This window comes from Bradyrhizobium sp. CSS354, from assembly GCF_029051725.1.
In the GTDB taxonomy this organism is placed as follows: domain Bacteria; phylum Pseudomonadota; class Alphaproteobacteria; order Rhizobiales; family Xanthobacteraceae; genus Bradyrhizobium.
Window position 1 is genome coordinate 162,130 of record NZ_JAACFU010000003.1, and the last position, 20,783, is coordinate 182,912.

The following is a 20,783-nucleotide window of genomic DNA, read 5'->3' on the forward strand; positions in this document are numbered from 1 at the left end:
AGATTCCGGGTTCGACGCTTCGCGTCGCCCCGGAACGACCGAGGTCACAACCCCATCTGCCGGCTGGCCAGATCCTTCATGATCTCCTCGGTGCCGCCGCCGATGGCGTTGACCTTGACCTCGCGGTAGATGCGCTCGGCCTTGATGCCGCGCATGAAGCCTGCGCCGCCAAAAATCTGCACGGCTTCAGAGGCGCAGAACGCCATGGTCTGGGTCGCCTGGTTCTTCATCATGCAGATTTCGGCAACCGGGCTTTCGCCCTGCTCCAGCCGCCAGGCCAGCATCTCCAGCATCGCTTGCGATGCGGCGACCTTCTGCGCCATGTCGACGATCTTGTGGCGGATCACCTGGTGCTGCGCGAGCGGCTTGCCAAAGGTCTTGCGCTCCTTGGCATAGGCAATCGCCTCGTCGAGGCAGACGCGCGCGAACGCGGTGCAGCCAGCAGCCATGCCCATGCGCTCGCTGTTGAAATTCCGCATGATGATCTTGAAGCCCTGGCCTTCCTCGCCGATCAGGTTCTCCGCCGGCACGCGGCAATCGTCGAAATGCAGCGTCGCGGTGTCAGAGGCCCACCAGCCCATCTTCTTCAGCTTTGTCCGCGACAGGCCGGGCGTATCCCCCTCGATCAGGAGCAGGCTGACGCCGCCGGCGCCTTCGCCGCCGGTGCGCACCGCAACGGTCAGATAGTCGGCGCGCATGCCCGAGGTGATGAAGGTCTTCTCACCGCTCACGACGTAGTGATCGCCATCGCGCCGCGCCTTGGTCCTGAGGCCCGCGACGTCAGAGCCGCCGCCCGGCTCGGTGATCGCGAGCGCGGAGATTTTCTCACCCGCGAGCAGCTGAGGCAGCACGCGCGCCTTGACCTCGGGACGCGCGGCCCGCGCGATCGGCGGCGAACCGATCGTATGGCTCATCAGGCTGGCGCTGACGCCGCCGGCGCCAGCCCGCGCCAGCTCCTGGCTGGCGACGATCTTCATGAACTGGTCGGCGGCGATCCCGCCATATTCCTCGGGGAATCCGAGCCCCAAGAGCCCGATCTCGGCCGCCTTGCGATAGAGCGCGCGCGGGAATTCGCCGGCCTCGTCCCACTCGTGGGCGAAGGGCGCAATCTCCTTGTCGACGAAGCGGCGCATCACCTCGCGAAAGGCGTCATGCTCGGCGGTATAGAACGGGCTCATCATCGCACTCTCGCCTTGCTGGCGGATTCGTCTCGTCCACCATGGCCGGAACCTTGGCGGCTCACTTGCGCGGAGTGGCTGGCCGGGGCTCCCCTCCGAGCAGGCCCGCTCTAGCAACTCAACGCAAGACGATTTTCACCGCTCGCGCGCCAACTCCGGATCAAAAAAGGCGCGGTGCACAAACTCCGGCTGGCCCCAGGGCCATGCCGGGCATGGTGCACGGCAATAGGGACGCGGGCGGCACCAGACCGCCGAGGGAGGAATTCTTGGCCGTTCGTTACTATGACTGGATCGCCCACCATGGCCGCCGCACGCCGAACAAGATTGCGGTGATCGACCTCGCGAGCGAGCGCCGCTTCACCTATGCGCAGCTCGATGCGCGTATCTCGCGTCTCGCGTCATTCCTGCGCCACACGTTGAAAGTCTCACGCGGCGAGCGGGTCGCGGTGCTGGCACTGAACACGACCGATACGCTGGAGGTGCAATTCGCCTGCGGACGGCTAGGTGCGGTCTTCGTACCGCTGAACACCCGCCTCACCGTTCCCGAGCTCCAGTTCATCACCGGCGATTGCGCCCCGAAGGTGATGATCCACGACACCGATCTCGCCGAAACGGCGCTTGCCGTCGCAAAGCTCTGCGGCATTGAGACCAGCCTGCTGCTTGGTCCCGGCGGGACTTACGAGGCCGGTATCGCCGCCGCAAAGCCGCTTGAGACAATCGAGGAGGTTACCCTCGATGATGTCTCGACCATCATGTACACCTCGGGCACCACGGGCCATCCCAAGGGCGCCACCATCACCCATGGCATGACGTTCTGGAATTGCGTCAATCTCGGCGGCCCCGCCTGCATCGGGCCGTCCTCGGTGCTGCTCACCGTGCTGCCGCTGTTCCACACCGGCGGTCTGAATTGCTACACCAATCCGGTGCTGCATGCCGGCGGCACCGTGATGATCATGCGCGCCTTCGATCCCGGCACGGCGCTTGGTCTGATCAATGATCCCGCGCAGGGCATCAACGTGTTCTTCGGCGTGCCCGCGATCTACCAGTTCATGGCCCAGCACCCGGCCTTCCCGACCACCGACCTCGGTCGCCTGATCGTCGGCGGTGTCGGCGGCGCACCAATGCCGGTGCCGTTGCTCAAAGTCTGGGAGGCGCGTGGCGTCGCACTGCAGCAGGGTTACGGCATGACCGAGACCTCGCCGGCCGTGCTGGTGCTCGACCGCGAGGATGCGGCACGGAAGGCCGGCTCCGCCGGCAAGCCGGTGCTGCACACGGAAGTGCGCATTGTTCGCCCTGATGGCAGCGACGCCGATGTCGGCGAGCTCGGCGAACTCTGGGTCAAGGGACCCAACATCACGCCCGGCTACTGGAACAGGCCGGAGGCGAATAAGACGTCGTTCACCGATGGCTGGCTGCACACAGGAGACGCGACACGCGTCGATGAGGAAGGCTTTTACTACATCGTCGACCGCTGGAAGGACATGTACATCTCCGGGGGCGAGAACGTCTATCCGGCCGAGGTCGAGAACGTCCTGCACCAACTCAACGCCATCGCGGAAGCCGCCGTAATCGGCATTCCCGATGCGCAATGGGGCGAGGTTGGCCTCGCCATCGTCGCGATCAAGCCCGGCCATCGGTTGACCGAGGCCGATGTCTTCGCGCACTGCGCGGCGAATCTCGCGCGCTTCAAATGTCCACGCCAGGTCTGCTTCGTCGATGCGTTACCCCGCAACGCCACCGGCAAGATCCACAAGCCGACCTTGCGCAAGGAATTCTCAGGCGCCTCGGAAGTCGACAAGATAGCCGCCAACGCCTGATCAAAGCGCCCTCTCGCGGGCGCTTTTCTTTTTCGACGTGCCTGCTCCGACCCAGAAGAAACCTCAAGGGATTTAAGGAATTTTCATGAACAAGAAACTCCCCCTGCTTGCCGCAGCAACGGCGTTGGCGCTGCTCACAACCCAAAGCGCCCATGCCCAAAAAGCGTACGACACGGGCGTCACCGACACGGAGATCAAGATCGGTAATGTCGAGGCCTATTCCGGCCCGGCTTCCGCCTACGGCGTCATCGGCAAGACCGAGGAAGCCTATTTCAAGATGATCAACGATCAGGGTGGCATCAACGGCCGCAAGATCAACTGGATCTCCTACGATGACGGCTATTCGCCGCCGAAGACCGTTGAGCAGATCCGCAAGCTGATCGAGAGCGACGAGGTCTTCCTGGTGTTCAACGCGCTGGGCACGCCGACCCAGACCGCCGTGCAGAAATATCAAAATGCCAAGAAAGTGCCACAGCTGTTCCTTGCCACCGGCGCCAGCAAGTGGAACGACCCCAAGAACTTTCCCTGGACCATGGGCTTCCAGCCCAGCTACCGCGTCGAAGCCCAGATCTTCGCCAAATATATTCTGAAGGAGAAGCCGGACGGGAAGGTTGCCATCTTCTACGCCAACGACGATTTCGGCAAAGACTACCTCGCCGGGATCAAGGACGTGTTCGGCGAGAAGGCATCGAAAATGATCGTGGCCGAAGAGAGCTACGAGACGTCGGAACCCTCGATCGATGCTCATATCGTCAAGCTCAAGGGGACCGGCGCCGATGTCTTCGTGAACATCGCGACCCCGAAATTCGCGGCGCAGGCGATCAAGAAGATCGCGGAGCTTGAGTGGAAGCCGATGCATCTCATGACTGATGTCTCGGTGTCGATCGGCGCGGTGATGAAGCCGGCCGGCCTCGAGGCATCCGAAGGCGTGCTGTCGGCGGGCTATCTGAAGGATGCCTCGGATCCGCAGTGGAAGGATGATGAGGGCATGAAAAAGTTCATGGTCTTCATCGACAAGTACATGCCTGGCGCAAATATTTCGGACGCCAATCTGGTTTACGCCTATGCGGCGGCCCAGACGATGGTGCAGGTACTGAAGCAGGCGGGCGACAATCTGACCCGTGAAAATGTGATGAAGCAGGCAGCGAGCCTCAAGGACTTCGTCCCCGACACCCTGATCCCGGGCATCAAGATCAACACCTCCGCCACGGACTTCGCGCCGATCGAGCAGCTCAAGATGTGGCGGTTCAAGAAGGGCCAGTGGGAGCTGTTCGGCGACATCATCAGTGCCGAAACCGGCGGCTAGCTCGCGACGATCGCGCGGACCTCGACGAGAATAGCGGCCGAAAGGCCGCTATTCTTTTGTGTGCGCCGGCGAGGGAGGCTATCCCGGCAGGAACAGCGCGAAGGACTCCTCGACCGTGCGTCGCAGGTGCTTTCGGTACGACGCGTGGTTTTCATCGTCGGGCCCGATCCGTCCCAGCGACGGCTTCTGAACATTCCTGAGCGGCACATAGGCGATCGGCGCTGCGATCGGCGTCAGCTGCGAGCCGGGGCCGGCGCGGAGCGTCGAGATGATCCCGTACATCTCGCCGGCGACCGTCGGCCGCGACACCGTGATCACACGATGCTGGCCGTGCTTGATGATGACGAGATAGATGAAGCCGGACTGATGCGGCACCGCGACCTCGCCGGTGTGTTCATAGGCGGCATCGGTCCGCTCCCCCTCGCGGAACACCAGTGAGGAGACCTTCGGCTCCCAGACGATCTCGGTGCGGTAGGCGAAGATCGCGTCCTTGTCGCCGAACGACGGTCGCAGCGTGATGTAGACGTCCTCGAGCCAGGTCACCGCGCGATGGGCATAGGAGCCGAGGCTGTCGGGCGCGACATCGCTTACGGCCGGGGGCGCCACCATGGCGGCGCTTCTGCGCAGGGAGACGCCCAGCGCCTGCTCCAGCCGCACCGTGGTCGCCAGCGTGAACGGCCGTCGACCGCCGAGCACCTTCTCCAGAGTGGACAGGCTGAGCTTGGCCTGCTCGGCCAGCGCCTGCCGGGAGATCCGGCGCCTGGCGAGCTCCTCCCGAATGGTCTCCGCGATCTCGCGACTCTGCTCGTCCGAAAGCTGCTTGTCGGCGAATTTGTCCTGCGTCTGCATCGTGGCCCTGCTCCAGGACGACACCCTAGCAGGGCGGACAAACCAGCACAAAACCGCACTTGGCCACCCGGCGGCAGGCCGCGCGGGCCGGCCGCGGCGGATCATTGCCGATCATTCTGCTCGCGCGATCGCCCTCTCCCGACCGATGCTCGCCATCGTCAAACACCCTTCGGGAGCAGGCCAAATGGACAATTACGACGCAGTCGACAGCAACGAACACCCCTGGCTGGGCAGACTCATCGTGGTCGGACTGTTCCTTCTGGCGCAAGGCATCGCGGTGATGCTGGTCGCCTTCGTGGCCCTGCTGGTGAGTTTCCAGCCGGGCTGGTCGGCAACGACGGAGCAGGCCAGCCTGCTTCAGCCCGGTGACGCCAAGTCCGGCACCCTGCTTCTGAAGGAGGACGGGGCCTACACGGAAGCGATCCACCTCGGCATCGATGTCGACATCACGGTCTCGGGCCCGACACTGCGAGCACGAGTCACCCAAATCTTCCGCAACCCGACCAAGGACTGGGTCGAGGCGACCTATGTCTATCCGCTCCCCACCGGCGGTGCCGTCGATTCGCTGAAGATGGTGGTCGGCGACCGCGTCATCGTCGGTGACATCAAGGAGCGGCAGCAGGCGCGCGTGATCTACGAAGAGGCGCGCCGCGCCGGCCAGAAGGCCGCGCTCACGGAACAGGAGCGGCCGAACATCTTCACCAACTCGGTCGCCAATATCGGCCCCGGCGAAACCGTGCTGGTGCAAATCGAATATCAGGAGCCGGTGCACCAATCCGGCAACGAATATTCGCTCCGCCTGCCGCTGGTGGTCGGGCCGCGCTACAATCCGGCGCCGATCGTCCAGAGCGTCGATTTCCGCAACGATGGCTCCGGCTGGGGCGCGACGAGTTCGGACCCGGTGCCGGACCGCGATCGTATCTCGCCGCCCGTGCTGGATCCCGCCAAGGATGCGCCGGTCAACCCGACCAGCATCACGGTCCGCCTGAACGCCGGCTTTGCGCTCGGCGAGATCAAGAGCCCTCACCATAACGTCAAGGTCGAGAGCCCGGACAAAACGACGCGAATCGTCTCGCTTGCCGACGGTGCGGTGCCTGCCGACCGCGATTTCGAACTGACCTGGAAGCCGGCCGCCGTGATGGCGCCGTCGGTCGGCATATTCCGCGAGCGCGTCGGCGACGCCGATTATTTGCTCGCCTTCGTCACCCCGCCCGCCGCCGAGCAGGCGACGCAGAAGCCACGGCCGCGCGAGGTGGTATTCGTGATCGACAATTCCGGCTCGATGGGCGGCACGTCGATCGTTCAGGCCAAGGCGAGCCTCACCTACGCACTCTCCCGACTCCAGCCGACCGACCGTTTCAACGTCATCCGTTTCGACGACACCATGGACGTGCTGTTTCCGGCCTCCGTGGCCGCGGATGCCGAGCGTGTCGGTGAAGCCACCTCGTTCGTCAGCGCGCTGCAGGCGCGTGGCGGCACCGAGATGGTGCCGGCGATGCGGGCCGCGCTGACCGACAAGGTCAGTGACGCCGGCATGGTTCGTCAGGTCGTATTCCTGACCGATGGTGCAATCGGCAACGAGCAGCAATTGTTCGAAACGATCACGGCGATGCGCGGCCGCTCGCGCGTGTTCATGGTCGGCATCGGGTCGGCGCCCAACACCTATCTGATGACACGCGCCGCCGAGCTCGGCCGCGGTGCCTTCACCCATATCGGCTCCGTCGAGCAGGTCGAGGAGCGCATGCGCGGCCTGTTTGCCAAGCTCGAGAACCCGGCCGTGACTGGCCTGAGCGCGAAGTTCTCCGAAGCCAAGGCCGACGTCACACCGGCGATCATTCCCGATGTCTATCGCGACGAGCCGCTGGTGCTGGCGGCAAAGCTCGACACGCTCGCGGGCTCGGTCGAGATCAAAGGCCGCGTCGCCGATCGCCCATGGTCGGTGACGCTGCCGCTGCAAAATGCGGCCGAAGGCAAAGGCCTGTCGAAGCTTTGGGCCAAGCGCAAGATCGACGATGCGGAAGTGGCGCGCACCCTGCGCGAGATGACGCCCGAAGACTCCGACAAGGCGATCCTGGCACTGGCGCTCGACCATCAGATCGTTACGCGGCTCACCAGCCTCGTCGCGGTCGACAAGACGCCGAGCCGTCCCGAAGGCGAGCCGCTCAAGCTCAGCGAATTGCCGATAAACCTGCCGGCCGGTTGGGATTTCGCGAAGGTCTTTGGCGAGCCACATCAGGCCCGGGCGCAGCTCCACGAGCGTCACGCCGATGCGCGCAACCAACCGGCCACGAGGCGGCCGACGCCTGCTGCACCGGATGCGATCCGCCTGCCCAAGACCGCGACCTCGGCCGAGCTGAAAATGACCGCAGGTCTGATCCTGGTCGTGCTCGCCCTAATCCTGTTCGTGTTCAACCGGCGTCAGTCCTTGCTCGCTGACGCCGCTTGAGAGAGGAGCCCCCCGAACTCCTCTGTTAGCGCGCGCGGCTGCCCGTCCCACACCAACGGCCGCGCGCGCCTTTTTTGTTGTCATTGCGAGCGCAGCGAAGCAATCCAGGCTGCCTCCGCGGAAAGATTCTGGATTGCTTCGCTTCGCTCGCAATGACGAGTGTGGAAACAATGCCCCGCTTCATCTCTCCCCTGGTTCTCGCCCTGATCGGCATCATCCTGTTCGGCGACGGCGCCTACATCCATGCCAAAGCGTGGCTCGCGCAGGTGCTGCTGGAGCGCGCGTTCGACCGGAGCGTTGCGACCGGCGAGGTCGTCAGGCCATGGTCATGGGCCGACACCTGGCCGGTCGCGCGGATCGAGGTCAGGCGGATCGGCGCCAGCGCGATCGTGCTGGAAGGCACGAGCGGCCAGGCGCTCGCTTTTGGTCCCGGCCATCTCCGCCAAACGGCTGACGCGGGCGAGCGGGGTGTTGCCGTATATGCAGCGCACCGCGACACTCATTTCCGCTTCCTGCGGAATGTCGCCATTGGTGACGTAATCGATGTCACACGCAGTGACGGCAAGCACTTTCGTTATCGCGCGGATTCCTCCGCTGTCGTTCGTTTCGATGCATCAGGTCTCGGTCTCGCAACTCAGGGCTTTGAGCTCGTGCTCGCGACCTGCTGGCCGTTCGACGCCATCGCGTCCGGCCCCGAGCGCTACATCCTTCATGCCGCCCTGATCGGAGCCGATGAATAGCGGTTAGCAATCGATCCGCCCCCTCTTGAATCCGCCCCCGACCTGTCCGCGTGTCGACGTCGTCTACGGTCTTCGCGTCTTCATCGATCGCCGATCACCAGAGCTTGATGCGCGCTCATTCCATCGCACGGCATACCCGCCCAACTGGTTGCCAGTCCGAAGAACTCGCCATAGAACAGAGTGACGCACCGCCAACAAGAACAACAGGTGAGGTCACACCATGGAAGCTCGCGTATCTGCCGCCTCCGGTTCATCGCGCCCATGGTCTCCGCCGCCCGATGCCGGCGACATCGTCAAGGGCATCCACGCCATGCTGCATCCGCGCAACATCGTGCTGGTGGGCGCGACCGACAAGCCCGGCAACTATGCCGAGCGCATCTGGAACAATTTGGTCAAATACGGCTACGAGGGCGGGCTCTATCCGGTCAACGCCAAACGCGACGCCATCTGGGGTGTCCCCTGCTACAAGGACTTTGCAAGCCTGCCGGAAAAGCCGGACCACGTACTGGTGCTGGTGCCGGCGCGCTTTGCCGTGCAGGTGATCCGCGATGCCGCCGCGGCCGGCGCGCGCTCGGCCACCATCGTCACCTCGGGCTTCAGCGAGTTGCAGGACGAGGAGAGCCAGAAGCTCGCCGCCGAACTGCAAGCGGCCGTGCGCGAGACGGGATTGGCGGTCACCGGCCCGAACTGCCTCGGCAATTTGAGCGCCGGCGAAAAGCTCTTCACCAATATCGACGACCGTATCGTCACCATGGAACAGGGCGCGGTGGCGATTGCCGGGCAGTCCGGCGCCATCGTCATGGCGATCCGCCAGGCACTGGAAGATCGCGGCGTCGGGGTCGGCTACATGGTGACGACCGGCAACGAGGCCGGGCTCGAGACGCCGGACCTGATGCGCTATTTCGCCGAGGATCCGAGCATCAAGGTGATCGTGGTCTACCTCGAAGGCGTCCGCAACACCAAGGCATTCCGGGACGCCTGCAAGGCGGCGCGCGCCGCGAGCAAGCCGGTGATCGCGCTCAAGCTCGGGGCATCCGAGGGCGGCCGCGCGGCGGCGATGGCACACACCGGCGCGCTTGCGGGCTCGATCGAGACATTCGACGCCATTGCAACACGCGAAGGGGTCATCAGGGTCGACGGGCTCGACGAACTGATCGAGACCACCGAATGCTTCGTCCACGCCACTGTGCCCAGGGGCGACCGGCTCGCTGCGGTGACGCTATCCGGCGGCAAGCGCGGCATGCTGATCGACGCCTTCGATGCAGAAGGCCTGAATTTTGCACCACTTAGCTCGCATGTCGGCTCGGAGCTGGCAAAAATGCTCGGGCCGGGCTCGATCGTCGGCAATCCGCTCGACGCTGGCTTTGCCGCGGTGGTCGATCCCTCCGTCTACATGAAATCGATCGGGCTGATGATCGACGACCCCGATATCGATATCGTCATCATCGATGCCGAGCTGCCGAAGGCGCCGCACGAGCTGCGCGAGCGCAATCTGCGCATCGTCGACGAGATGGCGAGCCGGGCCGGCAAGCCGGTGATCTATATCAGCGCGATGTCGATCGGCTTTACTGAATTCACCAAGACCTTGCGCAAATCGCTGCCGCATCTCGCCGTCTTGCAAGGCATGGATCGCGCGGTAAATGCGATCAAGTCGCTGCTCGACTACGCCAAGCTGCGCAAGGAAGTGCCCGATATCGTCTCGAGCTCGAAGCCTGCCGCGCGTGCTGTGCTGGAGAAGGCACTGAAATCGGCAACCGGCGCGGCGCTCGATGAGGTCGCCTCGAAGAAGCTCCTGAAGGCCTATGGCATCCCGATCTCGAAGGAGGCAATCGCACAGACAGCAGCCGAGGCCGTGAAGATCGCCAAACAGATCGGCTTCCCGGTCGTGGCAAAAGTCGTCAGCGCCGAGATCCTGCACAAATCAGACATCGGCGGCGTGGTGCTGAATCTCAACAACCCGGCCGAAGTGAAGAAGGCATTCGCCGACATCACCGCGCGGGTGAACAAGCTGAAGGGCAAGCCGAAGCTCGACGGCATCCTGATCGCGCAACAGGTCAAGGCCGATCTGGAACTCGTGGTCGGCGCCTCTCTCGATGCCGAGATGGGTCCGGTCGTGCTGTTCGGCACCGGCGGCATCGACATCGAGCTGATGAAGGACGTCGCGCTCGCCGGTGCGCCGCTGGACGAGGCTGAGGCCCGGCTTCTGATCGGCCGGACCAAGGCCGGTATCAAGATGCGCGGCTATCGCGGCAAGCCGGCCTTGCACGAGGCCTCCGCGGTGAAGGCGCTGGTCGGCCTGTCCAACCTGATCGCGGACGCCGGCGACCGGATCGCCTCGATTGACGTCAATCCGTTCCTGATCAATGCCAAAACAGGCGTCGCCGTCGATGCCCTGATCGTGCTGAACAATGCTGCGGCCAAACGCGCCGCCGGGCATTGATGTCGCGTAGGGCGGATTAGCGCAGTGTAATCCGCTAATCCTTGCGACAAACGCGAGAGGAAGTGGCGGGTTACGCTTCCCTAACCCGCCCATCCTATTATTGCGGCCACAGCATCATCCTTCCAACTTCCCCGCTTTGGCCGTAAAATCATCCCGCATGGCACGCGCGAGCAATCTGGTGATCGGAACGGCGACGCTGGCGGTGATCGCCGTGGCGTTCGGCGGCGTGCTCGGCGTGCAGAAATGGCGCACCCTCCAGAGCCGCAGCCCGTTGCGCGTCGTATTCGAGGGCGGCTCCGCCAGCGGATTGCGCCGCGGCGGGCCGGTCAATTTCGACGGCGTCCCCGCAGGCCAGATCCTGTCGATCAAGCTGGACAATCCGCGCAAGGTCGTGGCCCTGGTAATGCTCGACAACTCCGCGCCGATCCGCAAGGACACCGTCGCGGGCATCGAGTTCCAGGGTCTCACCGGCGTCGCCGCGGTGTCGCTGATCGGCGGCGCGCCCTCGGCGCCGCCAGTGCCGCTCGACTCGGACGGCGTCCCCGTGCTGACCGCTGATCTCAGCGACGCCGAATCGATCGTCGACACCCTGCATAGTGTCGATCGCACCATCGTCACCAACGCCCCGGCGATCAAGGAGGGCCTGCGCACGTTCGAGACATACACCGCCGATCTCCGGAGCAAGGGCGGCGAAATCGATTCCGTCATGGCCAAGGTCGACAGCGCCTTCGCGGGCTTCGACAAGGCGGTCACAAAGATCGAGGGCGTGGTGCCCGGCTTTGCCGACGGCAAGGCGGATGAGCTGTTCGAAAAGATCCAGGGATTGCACGAGCTCGCCGACACCATGAAGAAGAAATCGGCAAACTTCCTTGAGGACATCCGCCGTTCGCTGCTCGACGTCAGCGAAGCCGCCAACAAGATGAGCGGGACACCCACCCCCGCCGCCGCTCCGCGACCGCCGCGCAAGCCGGCGCAGCAGAAGCGGTAGACCGTCACCACGCGTAGCGGACGACGCCCTTGCCGGCGTAAGAGCGGGTGACGTTCGAGAACTCCCCCTCGAAAGTCGCCGACGCAGACCAGCCGTTCATCCAGCTCATCTGCACCGCCGCCGTGGTCAGTGCGGAATCGTGCGCCTGGGCGGCGCCGTTCACCACGAACGCCGATCCCGGCAACGTCTGGAAGACCGCACCGACGGCGCGATCCGGATTGTAGTCATGTGCCCAGGCGACGCGGCCGCGCAGGGTCATCAGGCCGCCGGCTGCGGCAAATGACTTGTCCGCGCGCAGGCCGAGCTCGGTGCGGGTGCTGGTCACGTCCTTGGCGGCATAATTCAGCGCGAAGATGTTGCTGCCGACCACAGCGAACTCCGAATAGCTCGGAAGGCTGAACACGGTGGCCTGGAGCGCCGCATAGGGCGTGAGGCCGATCCACTGCGAGGCATAGCGATAGCCGCCCTCGATTCGGCCCGAGAGCGCGTTGGCGTTGAACTGCGCACGCAACTGATCGACGCCGGCCACGGTGACGATGCGGTTGGTCGTGACGTCCTGCCAACCATAGGCCAGCGCGGCCGTTATGTAGGCCGGCCCCGCCGTATGACGCACGAAGGCGCCGGCCTGGAACAGGTCGGAGCGGCCCCAGCCGAGTCCGTTGACGTTGAAGCCGGTTGCCCCGCCCGCAAGCGCAAAGCCGGCGATCGTGGACGGCGAGAAGCGGTAGTCGAGGCCGACGGCGGTGCCGTAGACGCTGCTGCTGGTGTTGTTTGAGCCGAGGCCGGCATTGCCGTCGGTGGTCTGCGAGCCACCATAGCCGGCCGCCCACAGGTCCCAGCGTTGTTCGAAACTCGCCGGCGGCGTCTTGCGATGGATCGAGGCAAGAGCGTCGCGTGCGTTCCTGTCGCGTGTGCCCTTGCCGGTCGCAGCATACGCATTCGCGCTCGTCTCTTCGGCGAAGGGCGTCGCACCCGGCGTCCCGTTGCGCCCCGCGCCAAACACGTCCGTGAGCAGGCCGAGGAACAGGTTCATCGCGTTGAAACTCGTCTGCTGCGTGCCCGTCGCCGACTCGCCGGAGGCCTGTGTCAGCCCCGTCGGCGAGAGATTCGCGAGAGCCACGGGAAGGCTGCCGGTCCGGTTGAAGACGCTCGTCAGCGCGTTGGCGACGTTCTGCTGATTGACGTTGAGACCTGTACCGTAGCCTAGCGAGAGATCCAGAAAGACGTTGTTGGGATCGTAGCTCAGGCTGGCCTTCAGGTTCGAAGACAGACCCGCGACGGCCGGATTGAATTTGTCGGGAAGCGTCGCCGAAGTCAGGATCGTGTAGTGTTTCGCGATCGAGCCGGTCGGGACGACTGTAACCGTGGCCCCATTGAGCGTGGAGGTCCCGGTGACCACAGCGATGCCGTTGCTCGTACCTGAGACCTGCACCATGTACGCCGACGCCGCCGTGAAGGTGAGATCGCCGTTCACGTTGAGCATTCCGGTCGGGCTGCCCGGCGACAGCGTGCCACCATTGACGTTGATCGTGTTGACACTGCCGACGCCGCCGAATGTGCCACCGGTCGCGACGCTTACATTGCCGTTGATGGTACCGACCAGCGTGAGCGTGCCGCCCAGCACATTCCAGTCCTGATTACCCGTGCCGGTCACGCTCCAGTTCGAATTGTCGACCTTGTTGAAGGTCGAGAAGCCGTCATACTGAAGAAGGGGACCGATCAGGTCGAGGTTGAACGTATCTTTGCCGGTGCCGCCGAGCTGGAAGGTGTCGGCGCCGGTGCCTAGCACCAGGCCGTTGATGATGCTGCCGGGTCCGAGCGTCAGCGTGTTGGGGCCGCAGACACAAAACTCGATTGCAGCAATTCCGGCCGCAGCGTTGATGGTCCCCGAGTTGAAGACGTTGGCCCCGCCGTTCGCGCTGATGCCGACACCGCCAGCACCGACGGTAATGGTTCCGGTATTGACGATCTGGTTTGTCGTCGTGAACGAGCTCACGTCGATGCCTAAGCCGGAATCGCCGACGGTGATCGTACCGCTGTTGATGATGGTGTTGGAATCACCGAGAGCTACGATGCCCTCGGCGAAATCGGCCCCTGTGATCCGTCCATTGTTGCTGATCGTGGAGGACAGGCCCGTAAACGCGATGCCCGCACCGCCCAGACCGACGCTGACCGTCCCGTTTTGGTTGATCGCGGTCCGATTGCCTTGCACCGCAATGCCGGCGGATGCGCCGTCGCCCGACTTGATCGAACCACTATTGGTCACCTTGCCGTCATCACCGAACAAGGCGATGCCAACGCCAAAGTCGCTGGCCGTGATGGCGCCGAAATTGCTGACGGTTTGAAAATTACCCTGCATAAAGATGCCGGCGGCACTCTGCCCGACGGAAATCGTGCCGGTGGCAGCGTTGGTGACCGTGTTGTTATCCATAATCGCAACGATGCCGCCGGAGAAGCCCGAGGAATCGCCGACCTTGATCGCGCCTGCATTGGTCACGGTCGTGCCACCGAACGAAGCGTAAATCCCGATTGAATCATCGAGGCCGGTGATCGTGCCCGTCGCGGCGTTGGTGATCGTGTTGCTCTGGACCGCGAAGATGCCCGCGCCCGATGTGCCGATGGACAGCGCACCGCTGTTGCTAACGCTATTGTTGTTTCCTACCGAGATCGCACTGCCGTGGTCGCCTGTGGTGACGGTCCCGGCATTGATAATGATGTTGTGATCGAGCGCGGAGATACCGAGGCCGTTATCAAGCACCGTGATGGCGCCGTTGTTGGTCACGGTGTTCGAATTGCCGCCATTGATGCCGGTGAGGACCGAGCCCGCCGACACCGTGCCGTCGTTGGTGATGACGTTGGTGTCATTGACGTTGATCGCCGCCGTGCCGTTATCGTTGACGCTAGCACCAGTCAGCACATTTACGGTCAGATTGGTGACGCCGCCGCCTGCCACAAAGCCGTCGGCATCGGTGCCGCTACAGGTGACGGTCTGCCCGCTTGCCGCCGGGTCGGGCGCGCAGTCCGCCTGCGCTGGTATCGCCGATAGGCCGAGGCTGAGAACGACCCCCACGACAGACGAAGCGACCACGGCAAGGCGCAGCCCAATTCGACCAGCCGTCGGCGGCCCAAATTCCACTTTGATGCCCTCAGTCCAGCGCTCCCCAGCGGCGCCGCCGGCAAACTAGGCCGCCGGGCCACTCCGTGGAACTACGGAATCGGCGGAATCGCTGGGGGGCAGCAAAACCGGACTGATTCAGCTGACCATGTTGCACCAGAGGCACGCTTTTCCGGCGCAGCCTGGTCGATCCACGACGTGTGCGTGTGCGGTTCGGTCGCAGTATTGACTGTCGTTCACATCAATCATTGACCATCTGGGGCGGCGCCGCGTCCCAATGGGAGCGAGCGGCACCCCTTCACACACACTGGTTTGGGGCCACGGCTCAGTAGTTGCTCGGCGCCGCTTCATCCGGGATGCCGTCGATCGGGCATTCGGCGGTCCCGGGCATCGCGCGCGTCATCGCCTCGACCATGTCCCGTGTCCCCTCGGGATCGGCGATCCAGTTCTTGTAGAAATCATAGGGGCAGGCCGCTACGCCGCGCGGGCTTTCGCCGGAATTGATCATACCCGTGTAACCGCGATGGACCAGCTTGTAGAGATGGTTCTGTGACTGACCGTTGCGGCGTGCATCGCGGATCAGATGCTTCGACAGCTGGGCATATTGGATGCCGTAGTCCTCCTCGCCACATTCACCGAGGGTGCGGCCGTCGAAGCCGATGATCGCGGAGTGACCGAAATAGGAGTAGACGCCGTCGAATCCGGCGGCGTTGGCGACCGCGACATAGACGTTGTTGGCCCACGCCATCGCCTTGGAGATCATGACCTGCTGCTCCTTGGCCGGATACATGTAGCCCTGGCAGCGCACGATCAGTTCGGCCCCCTTCATGGCGCAGTCTCGCCAGATCTCCGGGAAGTTGCCGTCGTCGCAGATGATCAGGCTGACCTTCATTCCCTTCGGGCCGTCGGAGACATAGGTGCAGTTGCCGGGATACCAGCCCTCGATCGGCACCCACGGCATGATCTTGCGGTACTTCTGCACGATCTCACCCTTGTCGTTCATCAGGATCAGGGTGTTGTAGGGCGCCTTGTTCGGATGCTCCTCGTGGCGCTCGCCGGTCAGCGAGAACACGCCCCACACCTTGGCCTTGCGGCAGGCCTCCGCAAAAATCGCGGTCTCTTCACCGGGCACCGCGCAAGCGGTCTCATACATCTCCTTGGAGTCGTACATGATGCCCTGGGTGGAGTATTCCGGGAAGATCACGAGATCCATGCCGGGAAGGCCGGTCTTCATGCCCACCACCATGTCGGCGATCTTGCGGGCATTGTCGAGCACCTCGGCCTTGGTGTGCAGGCGGGGCATCTTGTAGTTGACCACCGCGACGCCGACGGTGTCGTTGCTGCTGGAGATGTCACCGTGAAGCATTGAATTGCTCCTCTACTCTGTTTGAGATTGCCGCGTGAATCAGTGACTGATCATCCAGGGCCGCGCGGTGGGGAAGCCCTTGGCGCCGCTCCTGGTCTTGGTCACCAGCCGCGCCGGCTTCTTGTCCGATGCGTTTTTCGATGACTTCTTGCCCGTGGAGCAGCAGCCGCAACCGGGACCGTGCGCGGCTTTGTATTGCGCCAGTGTCTGCGGCGCATGCGTGCTGCGCTCGTTGACCGCGTGAGCTTTGCGCGTCTCCGACGGCATGCAGAAGAAATTCGGCGCGGTCAGAATGACCCGCGGGGCCATGATTTCGCAACTTGGACAGACCTGCGGATCGTCGCATTCGGCCATCGGGCGCATATCCTTGAACGGACCGCAATCGTCACAGAGATATTCATAGACCGGCATCGCATCATCCCTACGCTGTTGCCTGTAAGAGAAACCATTCCGCGGCGGATGCGGGACGGCAGATACGCCGTCCCGCATCACGTCGCGCAGGGGTTACTTGTCCGGCGAGATCGGCATCTGGATATCGCCCTTGATGTGCTTGATCGGACCTGCCGAGGACGGCATCACGTCGAAGTCGAAGATCTCCGTCGGCAGCCATAGCGTGGCGCAGGCGTTGGGCACGTCGACCACGCCTGAGATGTGACCCTGAACCGGTGCGGTGCCAAGGATCGAATAGGCCTGGGCGCCGGAGTAGCCGAACTTCTTCAGATATTCGATCGCATTCAGGCAAGCCTGGCGATAGGCAATGGTGACGTCGAGATAGTGCTGCTTACCGGCTTCGTCGACCGAGATGCCTTCGAAGATCAGATAGTCCTTGTAGTTCGGCGTGATCGGCGACGGCTTGAAGATCGGATTCTTGACGCCGTACTTCGCCATGCCGTCCTTGATAACTTCGACCTTCAGATGCAGCCAGCCGGCCATCTCGATCGCGCCGCAGAAGGTGATCTCGCCATCGCCCTGGCTGAAGTGCAGGTCGCCCATCGAGAGACCGGCACCGGGCACGTAGACCGGGAAGTAGATCTTCGAGCCGCGCGAGAGGTCCTTGATATCGCAATTGCCGCCATGCTCACGCGGCGGCACCGTGCGCGCGCCTTCCGCGCCGATCTTGTCCTTGACGTCGCCCTTGGCGCGGCCGCCATGGGCGGTCGGCGCGAACGGCGGATTGGCAAGGCCGGGCACACGGGTCGGGTTGGTCGCGATCAGCTCGGCCTCGCGCTTGTTCCAGGTGTCCAGCATCTTCGGATCGGGCAGACAGCCGATCAGGCCGGGATGGATCAGGCCGGCGAAGTTGACGCCCGGAATATGCCGCGACGAGGTGTAGAGGCCCTTGATGTCCCAGATCGACTTCTGCGCCAGCGGGAAATGATCGGTGAGGAAGCCGCCGCCGTTCTGCTTGGAGAAGAAGCCGTTGAAGCCCCACATGCTCTCCTTCATCGGACCGACGTCGAGCAGGTCGACGACGAGGAGGTCGCCGGGCTCGGCGCCCTTGACCCCGATCGGGCCGGAGAGGAAGTGCACGATCGACAGATCGATGTCGCGGACGTCGTCGGCGGAATCGTTGTTCTTGATGAAACCGCCGGTCCAGTCATAAGTCTCGATGATGAAATCGTCGCCGGGATTGACCCAGGCCACGATCGGAATGTCGGGGTGCCAGCGGTTATGCACCATGTCATTTTCATAGGCCGACTTGGTGAGATCGACCTTGATCAGTGTCTCTGGCATCGAGATGCTCCCCTTTTACACGGTTGGTTAGACGGACAGATATTTCGAGACCTGCGCGGCGTCGACGGCGTCGCGCGGATCGTCGCGGACGATCTCGCCGTTCTCGATCACCAGCACACGGTCGGCGATATCGAGCGCGAAGCTCAGGACCTGCTCGGACACGACGATCGAAAGCCCCTTCTCGTCGCGGATGCGCTTGAGCGTGCGCGCCATCTCCTTGATGATCGACGGCTGGATGCCTTCGGTCGGCTCGTCCAGCAGCAGCACTTTTGGCTTGGTCGCCAGCGCGCGAGCGATCGCGAGTTGCTGCTGCTGGCCGCCGGAGAGATTGCCGCCGCGGCGGTCCTTCATCTCCAGCAGCACCGGAAACAGTTCGTAGATGTCGCCGGGCACCTCGGTTCCGCCGGAGACCACGAGGCCGGTTTCGATGTTCTCCTTCACCGTCATGGTGGAGAAGATCATGCGGCCTTGCGGCACATAGGCGAGGCCCTTGGCGACGCGCGCGTAGCTCGGCAAGGCACCGAGCTCGGCGCCGTCCATGGTCACCGAGCCGCTCTTGGCCGGCAGGATGCCCATCAGCGATTTCATCAGCGTGGTCTTGCCCATGCCGTTGCGGCCCATGATCGCCACGATCTCGTTAGGCGCGACCTTGACGTTGAGCCCGTGCAGCACCTCGCTCTGGCCATAGGCGACGTGAAGATCGGAAATTGCCAGCATCAGCGTGCTCCTCAATGACCCAAGTAAACTTCAATGACCTTGGGGTCGTTCTTCACCTTCTCCATGGTCCCTTCCGAGAGGATCTGGCCCTGGTGAAGCACGGTCACCTTGTGCGCGATGTCCTCGACGAACTTCATGTCGTGCTCGATCACCAGCACCGAGCGGTTCTTGATGATGCGGTTGAGCAGCTCGGCCGTCTTGGCACGCTCGGAGACGCTCATGCCGGCGACGGGCTCGTCGAGCATCAAGAGGTCGGGGTCCTGGATCAGCAGCATGCCGATCTCGAGCCATTGCTTCTGGCCGTGGCTGAGCTCGGAGGCATAAGTATTGAGCTTGTCCTTGAGGAAGATCATCTCGGCGACCTCCTCGACGCGTGACTTCACCGGCTGGTCACGCTGGAAAGTGAGTGAGCCGAATACGGTGCGGCCGCGCGGAAACGAGATCTCGAGATTCTCGAACACGGTGAGGTCTTCGAACACCGACGGCGTCTGGAACTTGCGGCCGACGCCGGCCTTGACGATCTCGTTCTCCTTGAGCTTGGTCAGCTCGGTACCGCGAAACTGGATCGAGCCTTCGGTCGCCTTGGTCTTGCCGCAGATCAGGTCGAGCACCGTGGTCTTGCCGGCCCCATTGGGGCCGATGATGACGCGGATCTCGTTCTCCTCGATGTAAAACGAGAGATCGTTGACTGCCTTGAAGCCGTCGAAGGAAACCGTCAGCCCGGAGACCGCGAGCAGGAATTCCTTGGGCTGATGACCGACGAGCATGATCTATCTCCTCACTGCCAGCATGGCATCGGCATCGTGATGACCGACGAGCATGATCTATCTCCTCACTGCCAGCATGGCATCGGCATCGTGATGACCGACGAGCATGATCTATTTCCTTACTGCCAGCGTGGCATCGGCATCGTGATGACCGACGAGCATGATGGTCTCCTCACTCTGCGGGTGCGCCGTCGGCAACCGAATTGTCGCTCCAGCCCGGCTTCTTGCGCGAGGCGAACAGGCGATCGATGCGCGGCTGCACATAGTCGGCCCAGAGCCCCGACAGGCCGTTCGGGAAAGCAAGCACGACCGCGATGAACAGCGCGCCGAGACCGAACAGCCAGAGTTGCGGGAAGGACTCCGAAAGGCTGGTCTTGGCGAAGTTCACCAGAATGGCGCCCCATATCGCGCCGAAGATCGACATCCGTCCGCCGACCGCGGTGTAGATCACCATCTCGATCGACGGCACGATGCCGACAAAGGACGGCGACATGAAACCGACATTGAGCGCGAACATGGCCCCGCCGATCGCGGCGAAAACCGCGGCCATACAGAACGCAAAGATCTTGAAGTTGGCGACGCTGTAGCCGGAGAAGCGGACGCGGTCCTCCTGTTCGCGCATCGCCACCAGGATGCGGCCGAGCTTGGTCAGGCGGATGAACTGCGCGATGCCGATGCAGGCGAACAGCAGCACTACCTCGACGAAGTACAGGATGACCTTGGCGTGGTCGGGCCGGATGTCCCAACCCTTCAGGGTGCGCAGGTCGGTCATGCCGTTGATGCCACCGGTGTAGCCCTGCTGACCGACGATCAGGATGGTCAGGATGGCCGCGACGGCCTGGGTGATGATCGCGAAATAGGTGCCGCCGACGCGGCGCTTGAACATCGCGGTGCCGATGATCAGCGCGAAGATGCCGGGAACCAGGATGATGGCGAGGATGGTGAAGGTGAGACTGTGAAATGGCTGCCAGAACAGTGGCAGTGACGTGATCTGATTCCAATCCATGAAGTCCGGGATGCCTGGCGTCGACTGGATCTTGGTATTCTCGACGCTGGAGGCCTCGAGCTTGAGGAACATCGCCATGCAATAGCCGCCGAGGCCGAAGAACACCCCCTGCCCCAGACTGAGGATGCCGCCGTAGCCCCAGCACAGCACGAGACCGAGCGCGACGAAGGCGTAGGTCAGATACTTCGCGACCAGGTTGAGACGGAACACATCCAGCGAGAGCGGCAGGATCACGAACAGCACGGCGGCCAACACGAGGAAGCCCATGAGCTCGGATCGATTGAAGAAGCGTGAGTTGATGACCATGACTTGCC

General features: G+C 63.4%; 15 protein-coding genes. 6 read left to right on the forward strand and 9 right to left on the reverse strand.

What is annotated here, in order from left to right:
* Positions 1-44 precede the first annotated feature (44 nt).
* The gene (locus GWG67_RS07835) at positions 45-1,181 is read right to left on the reverse strand and encodes an acyl-CoA dehydrogenase family protein (RefSeq protein ID WP_275168539.1); all 1,137 of its coding nucleotides are present in this window, start codon (positions 1,179-1,181) and stop codon (positions 45-47) included.
* 263 nt (positions 1,182-1,444) lie between these two features.
* On the opposite strand from GWG67_RS07835, the gene GWG67_RS07840 reads away from it, so the two are divergent.
* Both GWG67_RS07840 and GWG67_RS07845 read left to right on the forward strand, forming a co-directional pair.
* On the forward strand, positions 1,445-2,995 hold the full coding sequence (locus GWG67_RS07840; protein ID WP_275168540.1) for a long-chain fatty acid--CoA ligase: 1,551 nt from the start codon (positions 1,445-1,447) through the stop codon (positions 2,993-2,995).
* A gap of 85 nt (positions 2,996-3,080) precedes the next feature.
* A complete protein-coding gene (locus GWG67_RS07845; protein ID WP_275168541.1) occupies positions 3,081-4,301 on the forward strand; it encodes an ABC transporter substrate-binding protein in 1,221 nt (406 codons plus the stop codon).
* Between the two features lie 78 nt (positions 4,302-4,379).
* Here the strand turns inward: GWG67_RS07845 and GWG67_RS07850 are convergent, their stop codons facing one another.
* Positions 4,380-5,150, reverse strand: a complete 771-nt coding sequence (locus GWG67_RS07850; protein ID WP_275168542.1) for a helix-turn-helix transcriptional regulator — start codon at positions 5,148-5,150, stop codon at positions 4,380-4,382.
* A 184-nt stretch (positions 5,151-5,334) separates the two neighbouring features.
* Between GWG67_RS07850 and GWG67_RS07855 the strand changes: the two genes are divergently transcribed.
* The 4 genes from GWG67_RS07855 to GWG67_RS07870 all read left to right on the forward strand — a co-directional run bounded on the left by GWG67_RS07855 (position 5,335) and on the right by GWG67_RS07870 (position 11,764).
* Positions 5,335-7,596 carry a marine proteobacterial sortase target protein gene (locus tag GWG67_RS07855; RefSeq protein WP_275168543.1) on the forward strand — a complete coding sequence of 754 codons (2,262 nt, stop codon included), beginning with the start codon at positions 5,335-5,337 and terminating at the stop codon, positions 7,594-7,596.
* A gap of 170 nt (positions 7,597-7,766) precedes the next feature.
* Positions 7,767-8,336 (forward strand): class GN sortase, encoded by a 570-nt coding sequence (locus GWG67_RS07860; RefSeq protein WP_275168544.1) that lies wholly within the window; start codon positions 7,767-7,769, stop codon positions 8,334-8,336.
* Positions 8,337-8,556: 220 nt separating this feature from the next.
* The gene (locus tag GWG67_RS07865; protein ID WP_275168545.1) at positions 8,557-10,776 is read left to right on the forward strand and encodes an acetate--CoA ligase family protein; all 2,220 of its coding nucleotides are present in this window, start codon (positions 8,557-8,559) and stop codon (positions 10,774-10,776) included.
* Positions 10,777-10,933: 157 nt separating this feature from the next.
* The gene (locus tag GWG67_RS07870) at positions 10,934-11,764 is read left to right on the forward strand and encodes an MlaD family protein (RefSeq protein ID WP_275168546.1); all 831 of its coding nucleotides are present in this window, start codon (positions 10,934-10,936) and stop codon (positions 11,762-11,764) included.
* 4 nt (positions 11,765-11,768) lie between these two features.
* On the opposite strand, the gene GWG67_RS07875 is transcribed toward GWG67_RS07870, so the two are convergent.
* The 7 genes from GWG67_RS07875 to urtC all read right to left on the reverse strand — a co-directional run bounded on the left by GWG67_RS07875 (position 11,769) and on the right by urtC (position 20,775).
* Positions 11,769-14,852, reverse strand: coding sequence for an autotransporter domain-containing protein (locus tag GWG67_RS07875; RefSeq protein WP_275168547.1), 3,084 nt, complete (start codon positions 14,850-14,852; stop codon positions 11,769-11,771).
* Positions 14,853-15,204: 352 nt separating this feature from the next.
* Positions 15,205-16,245: an aliphatic amidase gene (locus tag GWG67_RS07880; protein WP_275168548.1), complete on the reverse strand. Its 1,041-nt coding sequence runs from the start codon at positions 16,243-16,245 to the stop codon at positions 15,205-15,207.
* A gap of 39 nt (positions 16,246-16,284) precedes the next feature.
* A complete protein-coding gene (locus GWG67_RS07885; protein ID WP_275168549.1) occupies positions 16,285-16,656 on the reverse strand; it encodes a zinc ribbon domain-containing protein in 372 nt (123 codons plus the stop codon).
* Positions 16,657-16,749: 93 nt separating this feature from the next.
* Positions 16,750-17,979: a formamidase gene (gene fmdA / locus GWG67_RS07890; RefSeq protein ID WP_007615916.1), complete on the reverse strand. Its 1,230-nt coding sequence runs from the start codon at positions 17,977-17,979 to the stop codon at positions 16,750-16,752.
* A gap of 27 nt (positions 17,980-18,006) precedes the next feature.
* A complete protein-coding gene (gene urtE / locus GWG67_RS07895; RefSeq protein WP_007598073.1) occupies positions 18,007-18,696 on the reverse strand; it encodes an urea ABC transporter ATP-binding subunit UrtE in 690 nt (229 codons plus the stop codon).
* Positions 18,697-18,707: 11 nt separating this feature from the next.
* Entirely contained in the window at positions 18,708-19,463 is a 756-nt protein-coding gene (gene urtD, locus GWG67_RS07900) for an urea ABC transporter ATP-binding protein UrtD (RefSeq protein WP_275168550.1), read from the reverse strand.
* 172 nt (positions 19,464-19,635) lie between these two features.
* Positions 19,636-20,775 carry an urea ABC transporter permease subunit UrtC gene (gene urtC / locus GWG67_RS07905; RefSeq protein WP_275168551.1) on the reverse strand — a complete coding sequence of 380 codons (1,140 nt, stop codon included), beginning with the start codon at positions 20,773-20,775 and terminating at the stop codon, positions 19,636-19,638.
* Positions 20,776-20,783 lie beyond the last annotated feature (8 nt).

Excerpts from the sequence above, each read along its gene's own strand:
- GWG67_RS07855 (WP_275168543.1), top strand. The coding sequence starts at position 5,335 with ATGGACAATTACGACGCAGTCGACAGCAACGAACACCCCTGGCTGGGC.
- urtD (WP_275168550.1), bottom strand. The coding sequence starts at position 19,463 with ATGCTCGTCGGTCATCAGCCCAAGGAATTCCTGCTCGCGGTCTCCGGG.
- GWG67_RS07835 (WP_275168539.1), bottom strand. The coding sequence starts at position 1,181 with ATGATGAGCCCGTTCTATACCGCCGAGCATGACGCCTTTCGCGAGGTG.
- GWG67_RS07870 (WP_275168546.1), top strand. The coding sequence starts at position 10,934 with ATGGCACGCGCGAGCAATCTGGTGATCGGAACGGCGACGCTGGCGGTG.
- urtC (WP_275168551.1), bottom strand. The coding sequence starts at position 20,775 with ATGGTCATCAACTCACGCTTCTTCAATCGATCCGAGCTCATGGGCTTC.
- GWG67_RS07885 (WP_275168549.1), bottom strand. The coding sequence starts at position 16,656 with ATGCCGGTCTATGAATATCTCTGTGACGATTGCGGTCCGTTCAAGGAT.
- urtE (WP_007598073.1), bottom strand. The coding sequence starts at position 18,696 with ATGCTGGCAATTTCCGATCTTCACGTCGCCTATGGCCAGAGCGAGGTG.
- GWG67_RS07880 (WP_275168548.1), bottom strand. The coding sequence starts at position 16,245 with ATGCTTCACGGTGACATCTCCAGCAGCAACGACACCGTCGGCGTCGCG.
- GWG67_RS07850 (WP_275168542.1), bottom strand. The coding sequence starts at position 5,150 with ATGCAGACGCAGGACAAATTCGCCGACAAGCAGCTTTCGGACGAGCAG.
- fmdA (WP_007615916.1), bottom strand. The coding sequence starts at position 17,979 with ATGCCAGAGACACTGATCAAGGTCGATCTCACCAAGTCGGCCTATGAA.
- GWG67_RS07860 (WP_275168544.1), top strand. The coding sequence starts at position 7,767 with ATGCCCCGCTTCATCTCTCCCCTGGTTCTCGCCCTGATCGGCATCATC.
- GWG67_RS07845 (WP_275168541.1), top strand. The coding sequence starts at position 3,081 with ATGAACAAGAAACTCCCCCTGCTTGCCGCAGCAACGGCGTTGGCGCTG.
- GWG67_RS07865 (WP_275168545.1), top strand. The coding sequence starts at position 8,557 with ATGGAAGCTCGCGTATCTGCCGCCTCCGGTTCATCGCGCCCATGGTCT.